This window comes from Actinospineispora spinosispora DSM 44797, from assembly GCF_000429025.1.
Taxonomy (GTDB): Bacteria; Actinomycetota; Actinomycetes; order Mycobacteriales; family Pseudonocardiaceae; genus Pseudonocardia; species Pseudonocardia spinosispora.
In genome coordinates, this window is the sequence record NZ_KE386839.1 from 89,768 (window position 1) to 105,566 (window position 15,799).

13 protein-coding genes are annotated in these 15,799 nt (G+C 70.7%); 12 read left to right on the plus strand and 1 reads right to left on the minus strand.

Annotated features, from left to right (window positions below):
- The first annotated feature begins 280 nt into the window (after positions 1-280).
- Positions 281-1,528 carry a methyltransferase, FxLD system gene (fxlM, locus tag G406_RS53280; protein WP_051343439.1) on the plus strand — a complete coding sequence of 416 codons (1,248 nt, stop codon included), beginning with the start codon at positions 281-283 and terminating at the stop codon, positions 1,526-1,528.
- On the plus strand, positions 1,525-2,877 hold the full coding sequence (locus G406_RS0142710) for a glutamate-5-semialdehyde dehydrogenase (protein WP_084216882.1): 1,353 nt from the start codon (positions 1,525-1,527) through the stop codon (positions 2,875-2,877). Before fxlM ends, G406_RS0142710 begins: the two co-directional genes overlap by 4 nt.
- 35 nt (positions 2,878-2,912) lie before the next feature.
- Here G406_RS0142710 and G406_RS0142715 read toward each other — a convergent pair whose 3' ends face one another.
- A complete protein-coding gene (locus G406_RS0142715) occupies positions 2,913-5,060 on the minus strand; it encodes a RecQ family ATP-dependent DNA helicase (RefSeq protein WP_051343440.1) in 2,148 nt (715 codons plus the stop codon).
- A 141-nt stretch (positions 5,061-5,201) separates the two neighbouring features.
- On the opposite strand from G406_RS0142715, the gene G406_RS0142720 reads away from it, so the two are divergent.
- The 10 genes from G406_RS0142720 (at position 5,202) to G406_RS0142770 (ending at position 15,799) form a co-directional block, all read left to right on the plus strand.
- Positions 5,202-6,092 carry an AAA family ATPase gene (locus G406_RS0142720; RefSeq protein ID WP_028938646.1) on the plus strand — a complete coding sequence of 297 codons (891 nt, stop codon included), beginning with the start codon at positions 5,202-5,204 and terminating at the stop codon, positions 6,090-6,092.
- A 17-nt stretch (positions 6,093-6,109) separates the two neighbouring features.
- Positions 6,110-7,534: a vWA domain-containing protein gene (locus G406_RS0142725; protein ID WP_028938647.1), complete on the plus strand. Its 1,425-nt coding sequence runs from the start codon at positions 6,110-6,112 to the stop codon at positions 7,532-7,534.
- A 52-nt stretch (positions 7,535-7,586) separates the two neighbouring features.
- Positions 7,587-8,198 carry a nicotinate-nucleotide adenylyltransferase gene (gene nadD, locus G406_RS0142730; RefSeq protein ID WP_084216886.1) on the plus strand — a complete coding sequence of 204 codons (612 nt, stop codon included), beginning with the start codon at positions 7,587-7,589 and terminating at the stop codon, positions 8,196-8,198.
- Between the two features lie 635 nt (positions 8,199-8,833).
- Complete coding sequence (locus G406_RS0142735; protein WP_156935467.1) at positions 8,834-9,130, plus strand: hypothetical protein; 297 nt, start codon at positions 8,834-8,836, stop codon at positions 9,128-9,130.
- Positions 9,131-9,556: 426 nt separating this feature from the next.
- Positions 9,557-9,964, plus strand: a complete 408-nt coding sequence (rsfS, locus tag G406_RS0142745; protein WP_028938650.1) for a ribosome silencing factor — start codon at positions 9,557-9,559, stop codon at positions 9,962-9,964.
- The gene (locus G406_RS0142750; RefSeq protein WP_028938651.1) at positions 9,961-10,587 is read left to right on the plus strand and encodes a histidine phosphatase family protein; all 627 of its coding nucleotides are present in this window, start codon (positions 9,961-9,963) and stop codon (positions 10,585-10,587) included. The genes rsfS and G406_RS0142750 overlap by 4 nt, the downstream gene beginning before the upstream one ends.
- A 2-nt stretch (positions 10,588-10,589) precedes the next feature.
- On the plus strand, positions 10,590-11,324 hold the full coding sequence (gene octT / locus G406_RS0142755; RefSeq protein WP_028938652.1) for a diglucosylglycerate octanoyltransferase: 735 nt from the start codon (positions 10,590-10,592) through the stop codon (positions 11,322-11,324).
- A complete protein-coding gene (locus tag G406_RS0142760; RefSeq protein WP_028938653.1) occupies positions 11,324-12,181 on the plus strand; it encodes a DegV family protein in 858 nt (285 codons plus the stop codon). Before octT ends, G406_RS0142760 begins: the two co-directional genes overlap by 1 nt.
- A gap of 151 nt (positions 12,182-12,332) precedes the next feature.
- The gene (locus tag G406_RS59255) at positions 12,333-13,352 is read left to right on the plus strand and encodes a ComEA family DNA-binding protein (RefSeq protein WP_245607434.1); all 1,020 of its coding nucleotides are present in this window, start codon (positions 12,333-12,335) and stop codon (positions 13,350-13,352) included.
- Positions 13,349-15,799, plus strand: coding sequence for a DNA internalization-related competence protein ComEC/Rec2 (locus tag G406_RS0142770; protein WP_084216888.1), 2,451 nt, complete (start codon positions 13,349-13,351; stop codon positions 15,797-15,799). Before G406_RS59255 ends, G406_RS0142770 begins: the two co-directional genes overlap by 4 nt.

Consider the following 15,799-nt stretch of genomic DNA (forward strand, 5'->3'; position numbering starts at 1 on the left):
GTAGGAGTTCCGGCGAAGGCAGCAACCCAGTCCGGTAACGGCTGAGTCGGCTCCGCGAGTCTCCGAAGGAGTTCCGGCGAAGGCCGGGCGGTGAATGTCCGCAACCAACGTCGCTGGCTCCGTCGGCGGCTCCCAGGGTGGCCACAAGCGCGCGGTTGGGCGAGTCCTCGAGCCTTTTTTTCTGGGAGTGCCCCAGCGAGCGCTCGCGCGAGCCGGGGCGGTCACAGAAAAATATCGCGCGGAACAGGCCGAAAAAGCCAGCACAGGCCAGACTAGGCCAGTGCGGGAAGATCGGCTGCGGGCCGCCATGGTGAGAGCGCTGCTGGCTGGGCAGCGGATTCGGACCAGCGAGGTCGAGCGAGCGTTCCGAACCGTCCCCAGGCACCTGTTCCTGCCCGACGAGCCCGTGGAGCGGGCGTATCAGGACGAAGCCGTACTGACCAAGTGGGTGGACGGCATCGCGGTCAGCTCGGCGTCGCAGCCGTCGATGATGGCGATCATGTTGGAGCAGCTCGCGCTGCGACCTGGCCACCGGGTTCTCGAGATCGGTGCCGGCACCGGGTACAACGCGGCGTTGATGGCCGAGATCGTCGGCCCGACCGGGAAGGTCGTGGCGGTCGACATCGACCGGGACCTGGTCGACGGCGCCGCCCGGCACCTCGCCGCCGCAGGTTCCCCCGACGTGGTGTTGGTGACCGGCGACGGCGCCGTCGGTGTCCCGGAGCTGGCGCCCTACGACCGGATCGTGCTGACCGTGGGCAGCTGGGACATCCAGGCTGCCTGGTGGGAGCAGCTGGCGCCCGGCGGGCGGCTCCTGCTGCCCCTGTCGATCCGCGGCAGCCAGCTGTCCGTTGCGCTCGACCTGATCGACGGCGATGTGCGGTGCCTCCTCAGCGACTCCATGCGCAGCTGCGCCTTCGTGCGGCTGCGCGGCCGGGGTGCCGACCCGGAAGGCAGCAGACCGCTCGCCGACGGACTGTCGGTGCACGCCGTCGACAGCCACGAGCTGGACCTCGAGCACCTGGCCGCGTTGCTGGCCGAGCCGGGTGCGGAGCGGATCAGTGCCGTCCGGCTGGCGGCGGTCGACCTGTGGGACGGGTTCGGGTTGTGGTTGTCGCTGCATGCGCCGGACATGTGCCGGCTGTTGGTGAGTCCCGATGCGTCCGGCTGGTGGCCGTCGCTGCTTCCGCCGGGGGCCGATGGCGGGACACTGCTGCTGTTCGGTGATCGAGGACTGGCCATGGTGGCGCCGACCAGGTCGCCCGAGGTGCCACTGGACACGGTGTTCCCGGTCGCGGTGCGCGCCTACGGTCCCGAGGGCCCGGAGGTGGCGCAACGTCTCGACCAGCTGCTCGACGCATGGGCCGGGGCCGGGCGCCCGACCGCGACCGGCCTGCGACTGCGGGCCTACCCCTCGGGTGTGACGGTGCCGAGCGGACCTGAAGCGGTACTGCGTAAGGCTCACAGCCAACTCGTGCTGGACTGGCCGGGTAATCCGGTACCGGACGGTCTTATCCTGGACGGGTGAGCACTCTCGCCGACGCGGCCACCCCCAGCACCGAGACCGACAGCGCACGCAAGGAATCGACGCCGGCGGGATCGAGCCCGGCAGGTGGCGACGATCTGCGCGAGCAGGTCCACGCCGCTGCCCGGCGGGCGCGCGTCGCGGCGGAGGCGTTGGTCGCCTTGCGCAGCGCGGACAAGGACAAGGTGCTGCTCGCCATGGCCGAGGCGCTGCGCGTCAACGCCGAACCCATCCTCGCGGCGAACGCGAAGGACGTCGCGGCCGGCCGCGAGTCGGGCATGGCCACCGGTCTGCTCGACCGGCTGACCCTCGACGAGTCCCGCATCGACGGCATCGCCGGTGGGCTCACCCAGGTGGCGAACCTGCCCGACCCCATCGGCGAGGTCGTGCGCGGCTCGACGTTGCCCAACGGGCTGCAGACCCGTCAGGTGCGGGTGCCGATGGGCGTCGTCGGCATGGTGTACGAGGCCCGGCCGAACGTCACGGTGGACGCCGCCGGGCTGGCGCTGAAATCCGGCAACGCCGCGCTTCTGCGTGGCTCGTCGTCCGCCGCGCACACGAACGCGGCGCTCGTGGAGGTCCTGCGGGGGGCGTTGACCGCCGCGAAGCTGCCCGCCGATGCCGTGCAGCTGCTGCCCTGCGAGGACCGCGCCAGCGTGCAGCACCTGATCACCGCGCGCGGCCTGGTCGACCTGGTCATCCCACGTGGTGGCGCCGGACTCATCCAGGCCGTCGTGTCCGAGGCGACCGTGCCGACCGTGGAGACCGGGATCGGCAACTGCCACGTCTACGTGGACGCCGCCGCCGACCTCGCGGTCGCCGAGCGGATCGTGCTGAACTCGAAGGTCCGCAGGCCTTCGGTGTGCAACGCGGCCGAGACGTTGCTCGTGCACTCCGACATCGCCGAGAAGTTCATCCCGTCGGTCGCCGCCGCGCTGCGCCTCGCCGGGGTCACGGTGCACGGCGACGAACGGTTCGTGTCGCTCGCTCCCGGCACGATCCCGGCCGATGACGAGGACTGGGACACCGAGTACCTGTCGCTGGACATCGCCGCGGCCGTGGTCGACTCGCTGGACGACGCGATCCGGCACATCTCCGAGCACGGTTCACAGCACACCGAGGCCATCGTCACGACCGACCTGGCCGCCGCGACCGCGTTCACCACCCGGATCGACGCGGCCGCGGTGATCGTCAACGCGTCCACCGGATTCACCGACGGCGAGCAGCTCGGCATGGGCGCCGAGATCGGCATCTCCACCCAGAAGCTGCACGCGAGGGGACCGATGGCGCTCACCGAGCTGACCACCACCAAGTGGATCATCTGGGGCGACGGTCAGGTCCGCCCGGGCTGAGCCCGCCCGAGCCCCGCCGCGTCGAGCGGCGGGGCTCAGCCGGTGACCGCCAGCGCGAACGGCAGCACCGACGGCGCGCCCGCCGCCCGCACCGCCCTGGCCGCGACGGTCATCGTCCATCCGCTGTCGACCAGGTCGTCGACCAGCAGCACGGGGCCGTCCAGCTCGGACAGGTCGGGCAGCTCCGCGCTGTCGAGACCGTGCCAGACGGCGGCGAGGCGCTGCGCGGAGTTCTCGTGCGCGGGCGGCCGTTCACCGACCGGTGTCAGCGAGCCGAGCAGCGGCAGCCTGCCGATCTCCGCGATCCGACGCGCCAGGTGGGCGAGCTGGTGCGGGCGGGTCCGGGAACCGATGCCGATCACCCCGACCGGGCGCTGTGCCCAGTCCCAGCCCTTGAGGACCCGCAGCACGGCGTCGAACAGCTCTTTCTGGACCGGCACGTCCTCACCGGCCAGCAGCTCCCGCAGCCGGGTGCCCCAGCCGAGGTCGGACAGCCTGCCGATCGCCCTGCCGGTATCCGCCAGCTCGCCTGCCGCGAGCCGCCCGGAGGCCGGCACGTCGAGCTGCTTCATGCCGCTCGGCCACATCTTGCGCGGTGCCAGCTCCACCCCGGGAGCCTGAATCCGGGTTTCCGCCGCGGTGGTGCTCGACCCGTCGACCTCGGCCGACCAGACCTGGCCGCTGCACACGTCGCACCGGCCGCACGGAGTCGCGTCCGCGTCGTCGAGCTGCTTGCGCAGGAAGACCAGCCGGCATTCCGTGGTGTCCAGATAGTCGAGCATCGCGCGCTGCTCCGCCTTGCGTGCCTCGGCGATCCGCTGGTGCCGCTCCCGGTCGTACACCCACGGCTCGCCGGTGCTGACCCAACCGCCCTTGACCCGCTTCGCGGCGCCGTCGCTGTCCAGGACCTTCAGCAGCATCTCCAGCCTCGTCCTGGACAGGTCGACGAGCGGCTCCAGGGCGGGAGTGGACTTCGGCGTCTCGGACAGGACATCGAGCGTCTGCAGCACCAGCGGCTCGGGAGGGAACGCGAGCGACGCGAAGTAGGCCCAGATGTCGCGGTCCTCCTGCCCGGGCAGCAACACCACCTCGGCCCGGTCCAGCGCACGACCGGCCCTACCGATCTGCTGGTAGTAGGAGACCGGCGAGGCCGGTGCGCCGAGGTGCACGACGAAGCCGAGGTCCGGCTTGTCGAAACCCATACCGAGCGCGCTCGTGGCGACGAGAGCCTTCACCCGGTTGGCCAGCAGGTCGCCTTCGGCGGCCAAGCGCGCCTCCGGGTCGGTCTTGCCGGTGTAGGACGCGACCGGGTAGCCGCGCTCGCGCAGGAACTCGGCGACGTCCTCCGCCGCCTGGATCGTGAGCGTGTAGATGATGCCGGCACCGGGCAGCTCGTCCAGCCGGGACGCCAGCCAGCCCAGCCGCTGCGCCGGTGTGGCCAACTTCACGACGGCCAATCGGAGGCTCGATCGGTCGAGCGTTCCGCGCAGTACGAGCGTCTCCGTGTTGATCCCCGGCCCGCCCGCGACGCCGAGCCCGAGCTGCTCGGTGACGTCGTGCACGACGCGGTCGTTCGCCGTCGCCGTCGTGGCGAGAACCGGGATCCCGGGGGGAAGATCACCGATCAGTGCGCGCAGCCGCCGGTAGTCGGGACGGAAGTCGTGGCCCCAGTCGGACACACAATGCGCCTCGTCGACCACCAGCATGCCGGCGCTGGCGGTCAGCCGGGGCAGCACCCGGTCCCGGAAGTCGGGGTTGTTCAAGCGCTCCGGGCTGACCAGCAACACGTCCACCTCACCGGCGTCCACCTCGGCGTAGGTGGCGTCCCAGTCCTCGACGTTTGCCGAGTTCACGGTGACCGCGCGGATGCCCGCCCTGGTCGCGGCGTCGATCTGGTTGCGCATCAGCGCCAGCAGCGGCGAGACGATGACCGTCGGCCCGGCGCCCGCCTCCCGCAGCAACGACGTGGCGACGAAGTAGACGGCCGACTTGCCCCAGCCGGTGCGCTGCACCACCAGCGCCCGTCTGCGTTCACCGACCAGTGCGTGGATCGCGGTCCACTGGTCCTCGCGCAGCCGCGCGTCCGGCCCGGCCAGTGCGCCGAGCAGCTCCTCGGCGCGCTCGCGCAGCTCGGCGCCGGATCGCGGTTCGGTACGCGAGGTCGGATGTGCCGCTGATGACATGTCCCCATGGTGGACGCAGGCACCGACAGTTCCGCGCGGGGGGCTCTGCCAGCGGGACTTCCGGTGCGTGGAAGCACCGATGGGGGTGCCGTCTCGGCTTGCCGAGTAGTCGATACGCCGCTCACAGTGCAGGATGGACCGGTGAGTGCAGACCAGTCAGCCAAGCGCCAGTCCCCGCTGTTCGGTTCCGTCGAGGACGTGACCGAGCGGTTGGCAGGCGTCGGCTACCTGGCCTCCACCGCGGCCGCGACCACGGTGTACCTGGCCGATCGGCTGGGCAAGCCGCTGCTCGTCGAGGGGCCGGCCGGTGTGGGCAAGACCGAGCTGGCCAAGGCGGTCGCGGCGTGTACCGAGTCCGGTCTGGTCCGGCTGCAGTGTTACGAGGGCATCGACGAGGCCCGCGCGCTGTACGAGTGGAACCACGCGAAGCAGCTGCTGCGCATCACGTCCGGGCAGGGCCGGGAGAGCTGGGACGAGACCCGCGATGACGTGTTCTCCGAGGAGTTCCTGCTGCCGAGACCGTTGCTCACCGCGATCCGGCGCGAGGAACCGACGGTGCTGCTCGTCGACGAGATGGACAAGGCGGACGTCGAGGTCGAGGGTCTGCTGCTGGAGGTCCTGTCCGACTTCCAGGTGACGGTCCCGGAGATGGGCACGATCGAGGCCAAGCGACGCCCGTTCGTGCTGCTGACCTCCAACTCCACCCGTGAGCTCTCCGAGGCGCTCAAGCGACGGTGCCTGTTCCTGCACCTCGACTTCCCCGATGCTGACCTGGAACGTCGCATCGTGCTCACCAGGGTCCCCGAGCTGCCCGAGGCGCTCGCCGACTCGCTGGTGCGCACCGTCCGCGTCCTGCGCGGCCTCGAGCTGCGCAAGGCCCCGTCGGTCGCGGAGACCATCGACTGGGCGCGCACGCTGCTCGCGCTGGGGCTGGACACGCTCGACGACGACGCGGCACGGGCCACCCTGGGCGTCGTGCTGAAGCACCACTCGGACGCACAGAAGGCCGCCGCCGAGCTCCGGTTGAACTAGTCGGTAGGGAGAAGCCCATGGATTCGCCACCGGTACACGGCCTGCCAGGGCATCTGGTCGACTTCGTCGGCGCGCTGCGCACACATCATGTGCCGGTGGGGCCGGGTGAGACCGTCGACGCCGCGGCCGTGCTGAGCACGCTCAACCTGCTCAACCGTGCTCAGCTGCGCGAAGGGCTCGCGGCGGCGGTGCTGCGCCGGTCCGGCCAGCGCGCGGTGTTCGACACCCTGTTCGACCTGTACTTCCCGATCGCGCTCGGTCGGGGGCAGGGCGAGGTCGAGGTGCCGTGGACCCCGGACGGTGACGTCGACATCGACGCACTGCGCGACATCCTGGCCGACCTGCTGCGCGACGGCGACGACGAGGCACTGCGTGAGCTGGCCAGGGCGGCCGTCGACGCGCTCGGTCAGGCGGGCGGCCCCGGTCAGGGCGGCTCGGGGCCGGGTCAGGGCGATCAGGGTCCGCGCAACTGGTCCGCCTACCAGGTGCTTCGTCAGCTGAGCCCCGAGACGCTGCTGGCCCGGATCCTGTCCGATCTGATGGCGGACAACTCGGCGGACGACGCATTCGCCGAGGAGGTCGCGCGGCGGGAGATCCGCCAGCGCATCGCGGAGTTCCGGCGCATGGTCACCGAGGAGGTCCGCAGGCGCACGGCCGAGACCAGGGGCCGCGAGCAGGTGGCGAAGACCGCCGTGCCCAAGCAGGCCGAGCAGGTCGAGTTCCTGTCCGCATACGCCGATCAGCTGGCCATGTTGCGCCGGACCGTGCATCCGCTGGCCAGGCGGCTGGCCAGCCGTCTCGCGGTGCGCCGCAAGCACGCGAAGCGCGGCCAGATGGACCTGCGCCGCACGTTGCGCCGCTCGATGTCCACCGGCGGTGTCCCGATGCGTCCGGCCTACCGCACGAGGCGGCCGGGACGTCCCGAGCTGGTCGTGCTGTGCGACGTGTCCGGCTCGGTCGCCGGGTTCAGCCACTTCACCCTGCTGCTGGTCCAGGCGTTGCGTGAGCAGTTCAGCAAGGTACGAGTGTTCGCCTTCGTGGAGCGCTCGGACGAGGTCACGCACCTGTTCGAGCCCGGGAGCGACCTGGCCGGCGTCATGACCAGGGTGCTGCGTGAAGCGGAGCTGGTCACGTTCGACGGGCACAGCGACTACGGCGGCGCGCTCGCCAGCCTGGTCGAGCACTGGCCCGACGCGGTCGGACCGCGCAGTTCGCTGCTCATCCTGGGCGACGCCAGGACCAACTACCGCGACCCGAACCTGGCGGTACTGCGCAGGCTGATCGGGCAGGCGCGGCACAGCCACTGGCTCAACCCGGAACCGCGCAACCAGTGGGGCAGCGGCGACTCGGCCGCCCTGCGGTACGCGGACCTGCTGCCCATGCACGAGTGCCGCACGGTCGCGCAGCTCGCCGACGTGGTGGAGTCACTCCTGCCGGTGTGACCTTGCGGGTATGGCCAGGCGGACCCCGCCCTACTGCGGATACGCTGCGTCGATGGCTGGGCCCTGCGAAGCGCCGCAACGTATCGGGGTGATGGGCGGTACCTTCGATCCGATCCATCACGGTCACCTCGTCGCCGCGAGCGAGGTGAGTTTTCGCTTCGGCCTGGACCAGGTGCTGTTCGTTCCGACCGGTGAACCCTGGCAGAAGGGCGGCCGTCAGGTCAGCCCCGCCGAGGACCGCTATCTCATGACGGTGGTCGCCACCGCGTCGAACCCGCAGTTCACGGTCGATCGGGTGGACATCGAACGGCCCGGTGCGACCTACACGGTCGACACGCTGCGCGAGTTACGCACCCGGCACCCCGGTGCCGAGCTGTTCTTCATCACCGGCGCCGACGCGCTGTCGCAGATCCTGTCCTGGCACCGGGTCGAGGAGCTCTTCGAGCTCGCGCACTTCGTGGGGGTCACGCGCCCGGGGTACGAGCTCGGCGACGACCATCTGCCGGAGGGCTCGGTGACCCTCGTGGAAGTGCCGGCGATGGCGATCTCGTCCACCGAATGCCGCCGCCGTGTCCGCGACGGCCGCCCGGTCTGGTACCTCGTGCCGGACGGCGTGGTCCAGTACATCTCGAAGCGCTGCCTCTACCAGAAACCCGAGGACTGACCGGACTCACGGGCAGGCCCGCCTCAGCCTCGCAGAGCTTCACGCTGCGTCGCAGACGCTGCAGCACCTGCGACGCGACATCACGGTCTGCGAGGTGGCCCGAGCACGACGTGTTCGGCGTCGTCGGCACAGGCCATCCCGGGGAACGGATCGGTGCCTACAGGTGGTGAGCCATGCCGAGTCTGGGGGTGAATCTGCGCGCGGCGCGCGAGAACGCTGGGGTCAGCTTGGCCGTGATGGCGGGCGATTCTCGATTACCAGGCGGAACATGTTCGGGAGATCGCTCTGTGTCGGACGTGGCTGGCGGACATGAATTCCCCTGGGTGATGCGCCTCTGCACGGCATATAACGCGATAGGCCAATTGGGTGGGTGTCACCCGGTCGAATTTCATTCCTGTACCGCTCGTCACGTCGTGATGACGTTCTGGCGCATGGGGTGCACGGGCTGGTTGGGTCACGGATCGAAACATCGGCGGTGAGCGGCTCGGCGAGTTGCGGAAACCCGGTCTGAGCTGCTGATCTCTGGTGTGAGCACCCCCACCTGAGAGCTTCCAGCAGGTATCAACTACGGTCCTCCGTGATCCACTCGTTATCGATCCGTGATCGACGAAAGGTGACCAATGAACAAGCGTCGCATGACTGCAGCCATCGCCGCCGGTGTTGCCGCGGTAACCCTGACCGTTGTCGGAGCGGGTACCGCATTCGCCGATAACTCCTCCGACAGCGGCTCCGGTTCGAGCAGCTCGGCCTCGGACGACTCGGGCTCGAGCTCGGCCGACTCCGACGACTCTGACTCCGAGGGCTCGGAAGACTCCGACTCCGACGACTCCGAGGGTTCCGAGGACTCCGCCAGTGAGTCCGTCCCCGAGGCTCCCGCCGACGCCGGCGGCCCGACCAGCATCGTGACCAGCCTCCTCGGCGGGCTCGGCTGACCTCCCCGACAGCGAGCTTTGTCGCTCCCCATCGGGGTCGATCGCTTCAGGTGGTCGGCCCCGGGGGCTGCGTCAGATAGTCCCGACAACTGATCCCCAGCTTCAAACCGCCCCTGCCGGCCGTCGGCAGATTGCCAGCGCCTCGTTTCCGGCGCCCATCTCGTGCGAAAGTCCGCTCTCGTCGCGGCACCATCACCGACCCTCGGGGTCTCCGATCGACACCACCATGCGTTACTCGATGTCGAGGAGCAGCGACTTCAGCCCCCTGTCGACATGGTGGCGATCCACCACCGTCGGAGTGTCGTCGGCCGAAACGGTAGCCACGGGAACACTGTGGGTCTCCCGAACCCCGAAGCCCGCGCCCGGCTCAGTAGGGTAATCGCTGATGACGTGGGTGGATTGGCTGCCCGGAGCGGAGGGAGTGCGGTGAGCGCATCCGAGCAGGCACTGGAGTTGGCGAGGGTCGCGGCGGGTGCCGCCGCCGAGAAGAAGGCCCGGGAGATCGTCGTGCTCGACGTGTCCGAGCAGTTGGTGATCACCGACTGCTTCGTGATCGCCTCGGCGCCGAACGAACGCCAGGTACAGGCCATCGTCGACGAGGTGGAGGAGCGCCTGCGGCTGGTCGGGCACAAGCCGATCCGTCGTGAGGGCGCCCGCGAAGGACGCTGGGTCCTGCTCGACTTCGTCGACATCGTGGTCCACATCCAGCACGCCGAGGAACGCGGGTTCTACGGTCTCGACCGCCTGTGGAAGGACTGCCCGAGCATCGACATCCCGGAGGCTCGGGTCGACCCGCTCGCCGACGAGGAGCGTGACGAGGGCTACGCCGGATGACGCTGCGCCGATTGGTGCTGGTCCGTCACGGGCAGACCGATTTCAACGCCGAAGGGCGCATGCAGGGGCACCGCGAGTCCGAGCTGACCGCACTCGGGCTGGCTCAAGCTCGGGCCGCGGCGCCGTTGCTCGTGCGTTACAAGGCCGTTCGGCTGCTCAGCTCCGACCTCAGCCGCGCGGCCCGCACGGCCGACGAGATCGCCTCGGCCGTCGATCTGCCGGTCCAGCTCGACCCCCGGCTGCGCGAGACCGACCTGGGTAAGTGGCAGGGGCTGACGGGCTCGGAGGTCGAAGCGGACTGGCCCGGGGCGCTGGAGCGCTGGCAGAGCGACGCGACCTGGGGACCGCCGGGCGGCGAGTCCAGGATCGAGGTCGCTACCAGGGCCGTTCCGGTGATCGACGAGCTCGATGCGGAGCTCGCGGGCGGCGAGCCGAGCACCGTGATCGCCTGCGCGCACGGTGGGGTGATCGCCGCGATGTGTTGCGCCCTGCTCGGCCTGGACACCGCGCACTGGATGACGCTCGGCGGGCTCGACAACGCACATTGGGCGATCCTGCGGCGCCGATCCCTGGCGGGCGGCAACTGGCGACTCACCGGTTTCAACGTCGGCCCACTGGATTAGGCGTGCCACAGAAACCCGGGCCGGTGGTCTTGGTACTGGCGGATTCGCTGGCCTTCCACGGGCCGACGCGCGCCGAGCCGGCCGACGAACCGAGGCTGTGGCACAACGTCGCGGCCTCCGCGCTGGGCGGGCATTCCGAGCTGCTCGCGGGCTACGGCTGGACCGCGCGGCACGCCTGGCACGCGCTGACCCATGACCCTCGGATCTGGCCGGTCATGCCGACCGTCGACGCGCTGGTCCTGGGCGTCGGAGGCATGGACACGCTGCCGTCGCCGCTGCCCACGGCGCTTCGTGAGCTGATCCCCGCGCTGCGTCCGGCTCGGCTGCGACGCATCGTCCGCCAGAGCTATCTGGCGGCGCAGCCCGGTCTGTCCAGGGCGTTCGCGCGGTTGCCCGGTGGCGGCCCGGTCGCATTGCCGCCCCACCTGACCGTGCACTACCTGGAGTCGTGCCGCCGAGCTGTGACCGCCATCCGGCCCGGGATCCCGGTGGTGGCGCTGCTGCCGAGCGTGCACCGGGCCCCGGCTTACGCCGGAGTGCACGCGGGCAGGCCGGCCGCTGAACGTGCCACCAGACAGTGGGCGACCGGAGCCGGAGTGACGATGCTGGACTTGCCCTCGGTCGTCGGCGACCATGTGCTGTCCGGACAGGGAAACCCTGATGGCATTCATTTCGGCTGGTCAGGGCATGAGCAGGTGGGAATGGCGCTCGCCAAACTCCTTGCGGGCAAGCTCTGATGACGATCGCCGTGGTGACCGACTCGACGTCCTACCTGCCCGGGGAACTCGCCGCCGAGCACCGCATCCGAGTGGTGCCGTTGCGGGTGCAGTGGGGTGGGCAGATCGGTCGGGATGTCCTGGACATCGGATCGTCCGAGGTCGCGCAAGTGCTCCGCGATCCGACAGCGAGGGTGACGACGTCCCGGCCGGCTCCCGCCGAGTTCGCCGCGCTGTACCGGGAGCTGTTGGACGACGGCGCACAGGGTGTGGTGTCCGTCCACCTGTCCCGGTTGCTCTCCGGGACCTGGGAGGCCGCGCGGATCGCCGCGGACGAGGTGGACCCCGGCCGGGTACGGGTCGTCGACTCGCGGTCGGCCGCGATGGGGCTCGGGTTCGCGGCGATGGCCGCCGCCCGCGCCGCCTCGGCGGGTCTGACCGGCGCGTTGGTCGAGGACGCGGCGGCCGACGTCGCCGCGCGGAGCCGGGTCTACTTCTGCGTGGACTCGCTGGAGCATCTGCGCAGGGGCGGGCGGATCGGCGCCGCCACGGCGTGGGTCGGTAGCGCACTCGCGGTCAAGCCGTTGTTGCACATGACCGACGGGATGATCAAACCGCTGGAGAAGGTCCGCACGACCGCTCGCGCGATGACCCGGCTGGTCGAGCTGGCGGTTCGGGCCGCCGGTGAGTCCGGAGACGGGGCGGAGCTCGCGGTCCACCATCTCGGTGCCGCCGCTCGCGCGGAAGAGCTGAGGCACCGGCTGGCCGAACGGCTGCCCGGGGCGTCCTCCTGTGTGCTGTCCGAGGTCGGGGCGGTGCTCGGCGCCCACGCCGGGCCAGGGCTGCTCGGCATCGTGGTGGTCCCGCCGGCGCGCTGAATCCTGGCGAGCGCGGCACCATAGACCATCGGTACGACAGTCGAAGCGTTGTCGATGTCGGCGGACACTAGTTGTCCACAGTGCTCCGACTTGTCCTCAGGCGAGCCCGTGACCTGCACAGACGGTGAAAAAATCGCATAACGTCGGCGGCATGGCACAAGCAGCGACAGACGAGGCGGCTACCGGCGGACGGTCGGCGAACGAACGGTTGACCGCCTTGCGGAGCCGAGGCTCCGATCGACAGCGGGCGGCGGGCCCTGATGACGAGCACCGGCCACGGGACGTTCCCGAACCGGTGTTCGGCGCCGAACCGAGCCGGGTACGACACACGTACCAGGTACCGTCGCCGCGCGCTCCGCTCTCGTCCTATGACGGGGTCCGGGTCCGGCCGCCGGAGCGAACGGTGCCTCCGGCCCGTGACCAGCCGCCCACCGAGGCACCCGTGGAGCGGACGTCACCGCTGCCGGTGGTGGCACTGGCGCGGAGTCGGCTCGAGCGTCTGAGGGACAGGTGGGTCCCCACGAGCTGGCATGGCTCCCGGATGGATCCTGGGCGGCCGGCCGCGAAGGCGTTGGTGCTGGTCGCCATTCTGGCGGCCGTGCTCGCCGCCGTCGGGGTCTGGCGGGATCGGCCCGTGCCGCAGACTCCGCCGGCACTCGCGGTGGTGGCGCCGGCACCCAGCGCCTCGCCGCCCGCGCCGTCTCCCGCTTCCACCGCGACGCCGAGCCAGGGGCCGGCGGTGGTGAGCGTGGTGGGCAGGGTGCGCAAACCAGGGCTCGTACGGCTGGTGGCAGGGTCGCGCGTGGCCGACGCGATCGGCAAAGCGGGAGGACCGCTCCCGAAGACCGACCTGACCACCGTGAACCTGGCGCGACGAGTGTCGGATGGCGAGCAGATCGTGGTCGGCCTGCCACAGCCCGCCGCACCCGACCTCCCCGCCGTGCCTGCCGAGGGCGCCGCGAGCGGGCCCACGGGATCGGGCAAGGTCGATCTGAACCGGGCGACCCCGGAGCAGTTCGACGTGTTGCCCGGTGTCGGCCCGGTCATGGCGCAACGGATCGTCGAGTGGCGCACCAAGCACGGTCGGTTCACAGCCGTGGAACAGCTGCGTGAGATCGAAGGTATCGGGGAGCGGCGATTCGGCCAGCTCAAGGATCAGGTGACGATATGACCGCATCCGCTCCGGGCCGGGCGAACGAACGCGCCGCCGGCCAGGATCAGCACGAGACGGAACCGATCGGTCCAGTAGACCTTCTCGATCTCAGGCTCGTCCCCGCGGCCGCGTTGAGCTGGCTGGTGGCGATCGTGGGTCTCACCATCGGGTGGGCCGGTAGCGCCGCGCTGGCGCTGGTCTCCGCGGTGGTGGCGTCGACCTCGATGACGAGGCGTGGCGCGGGAACCGTGTGGGCCTCCGGTCTCCTGGCGTGCACGGGTGCGGCCGCCGCCATCGGACTAGTGGTCACCAGCCAGGCCTACCAGCTTGCTGGGCATCCGCTCAGGGCCGCGGCCCAGCACGGTGCGGCGGCGACCGTCCGGGTGGTGTTGACCGGCGATCCCGCACCGATCCTGACGGCAGCGTCCGTCGGTTTCGGTGGCGCACCGGGTGGTGCGACCTCGGTCGCGGTGCCGGTCGATCTGATCAGCGCACAGGCCGAGGGCGCTCGCTGGGCGACCGGTGGGCGGATGGTGCTGCTCGCGCCGTCGGACACCTGGGCCCGGTTGTTGCCCGGCACCGAGCTGACCGCCTCGGGCTTGCTGGCGCCCGCCGACCGGCCGGATCTCACGGTCGCGGTGTTGCGAGTCCGAGGCCCGCCGACGGCCGTCGGAGAACCGCCATGGTGGCAGCGGGCCGCCGATGGCCTCCGGGACGGGCTGAGGGCGGCGACGAAGGACGTTCTTCCGCAACGCTCGGCGGAGCTGCTACCCGGGTTGGCGGTCGGCGACACCAGCACGATGTCCTGGACGTTGCGCGAAGAGTTCAAGACCACGGGACTCACCCATCTCGTGGCGGTGAGCGGCGCGAATCTGGTGATCGTGTGCGGCGCGGTGTTCGGTCTGCTGGCTTTGCTGCGGATCGGCGGCAGGTGGCGGGTCGCCGGTGTCCTGGTGGCACTGATCGGGTTCGTGATGCTGGTCAGGCCCTCGCCGAGTGTGTTGAGGGCAGCGGTCATGGGCGGGGTCGGGCTGCTGGCCGTGCTCGTCGGCCGCCAACGGCCGGTGATTCCCGCACTGGCGGCCTCGGTGATCGCCTTGTTGTTGCTCGACCCGGCATTGGCCATCGATCCGGGGTTCGCGCTCTCGGTGCTGGCCACGGCGGGGCTCGTGCTCCTGGCCCCGATCTGGGTGGCGAGGCTACGAGCCTTGGGGTGCCCGCCGGGGGTGGCCGAGGCGATCGCGGTACCGGCGGCGGCGCATCTGGTCACCGCACCGCTGATCGCGGGACTGTCCGGCCAGGTCAGCCTCGTGGCGGTGGTGGCGAACCTCGCGGTTGCCCCGGCGGTCGCGCCGGCCACCGTGCTCGGTGTGCTGGGGGCCATGGTGTCCCCGTTCAGCTCGGTCGCCGCGCAGTTCTGTGTCTGGCTGGCGGGGCCCGCGGCCGGGTGGCTGGTGATGGTCGCGCACTGGGGCGCCGGTGTCCCCAACGGTGCGCTGCCCTGGCCATCCGGGCTGCCAGGAGCAATCCTGCTGGTGGCGGTGATCGTCGGGGGGCTCGCGTTGGTGCGACGCCGACGGCTCCGGGCGCTGGTCGTGGCCGCGCTGCTCGGTGTCCTGCTGGTGTTGGTGCCGACCCGGTTCGTCACGCCCGGCTGGCCGGCCCGGGATTGGGTGATGGTGGCCTGCGATGTCGGCCAGGGAGACGCGTTGGTCCTGGCCACCGGGCATCCCGGTAGCGGTGTGCTGATCGACACCGGCACCGAGTCGGGCTCGGTGGACGGCTGCCTGACTCGCCTCGGTGTGGTCGCGCTGCCGCTGGTGGTGCTGACCCACATGCACGCCGACCACATCGGCGGTCTCACCTCGGCATTGGACGGCAGAGCGGTGGGCGCGGTCGTCGTCGGCCCGATACGGGAACCCAAGTGGGCGTTCAACCAGGTTCGTCAGTCGGCGAAGCGGCACAACGCCGCAGTGGTCGAACTACACGCCGGACAGCGGTTGAGCTGGCCGGTGCTCACCCTGGACGTGCTGGGCCCGGTACGTCCGACCCCTTACCTCGACCCGGAGGACGGCGCTGATGTGAACAACACGTCGCTGGTGATGAAGGCGACCACGTCGGCAGGCACCGTGTTGCTGACCGGAGACATCGAACTCGACTCCCAGTCAGCACTGCTCAGTGCCGGTAGCGACCTGCGGGCGGACGTGCTCAAGATCCCGCACCACGGGTCCAGGAACACCGACCCCCGGTTCCTCGCCGCCGTTCGACCACGCGTCGCACTGGTCAGCGTCGGGGCGGGGAACCGGTACGGCCACCCCAACCCGGGGCTGCTGAACTCGCTACGTGCCTCGGGTGCGGTCGTGATGCGCACCGACGAGTCCGGAGACCTCGCGCTGGTCGCGGCACGCGACGGACCGGGTGTCGTGGCTCGCGGCGACCCACAACCCGGGCCCCGGCGACGGTGA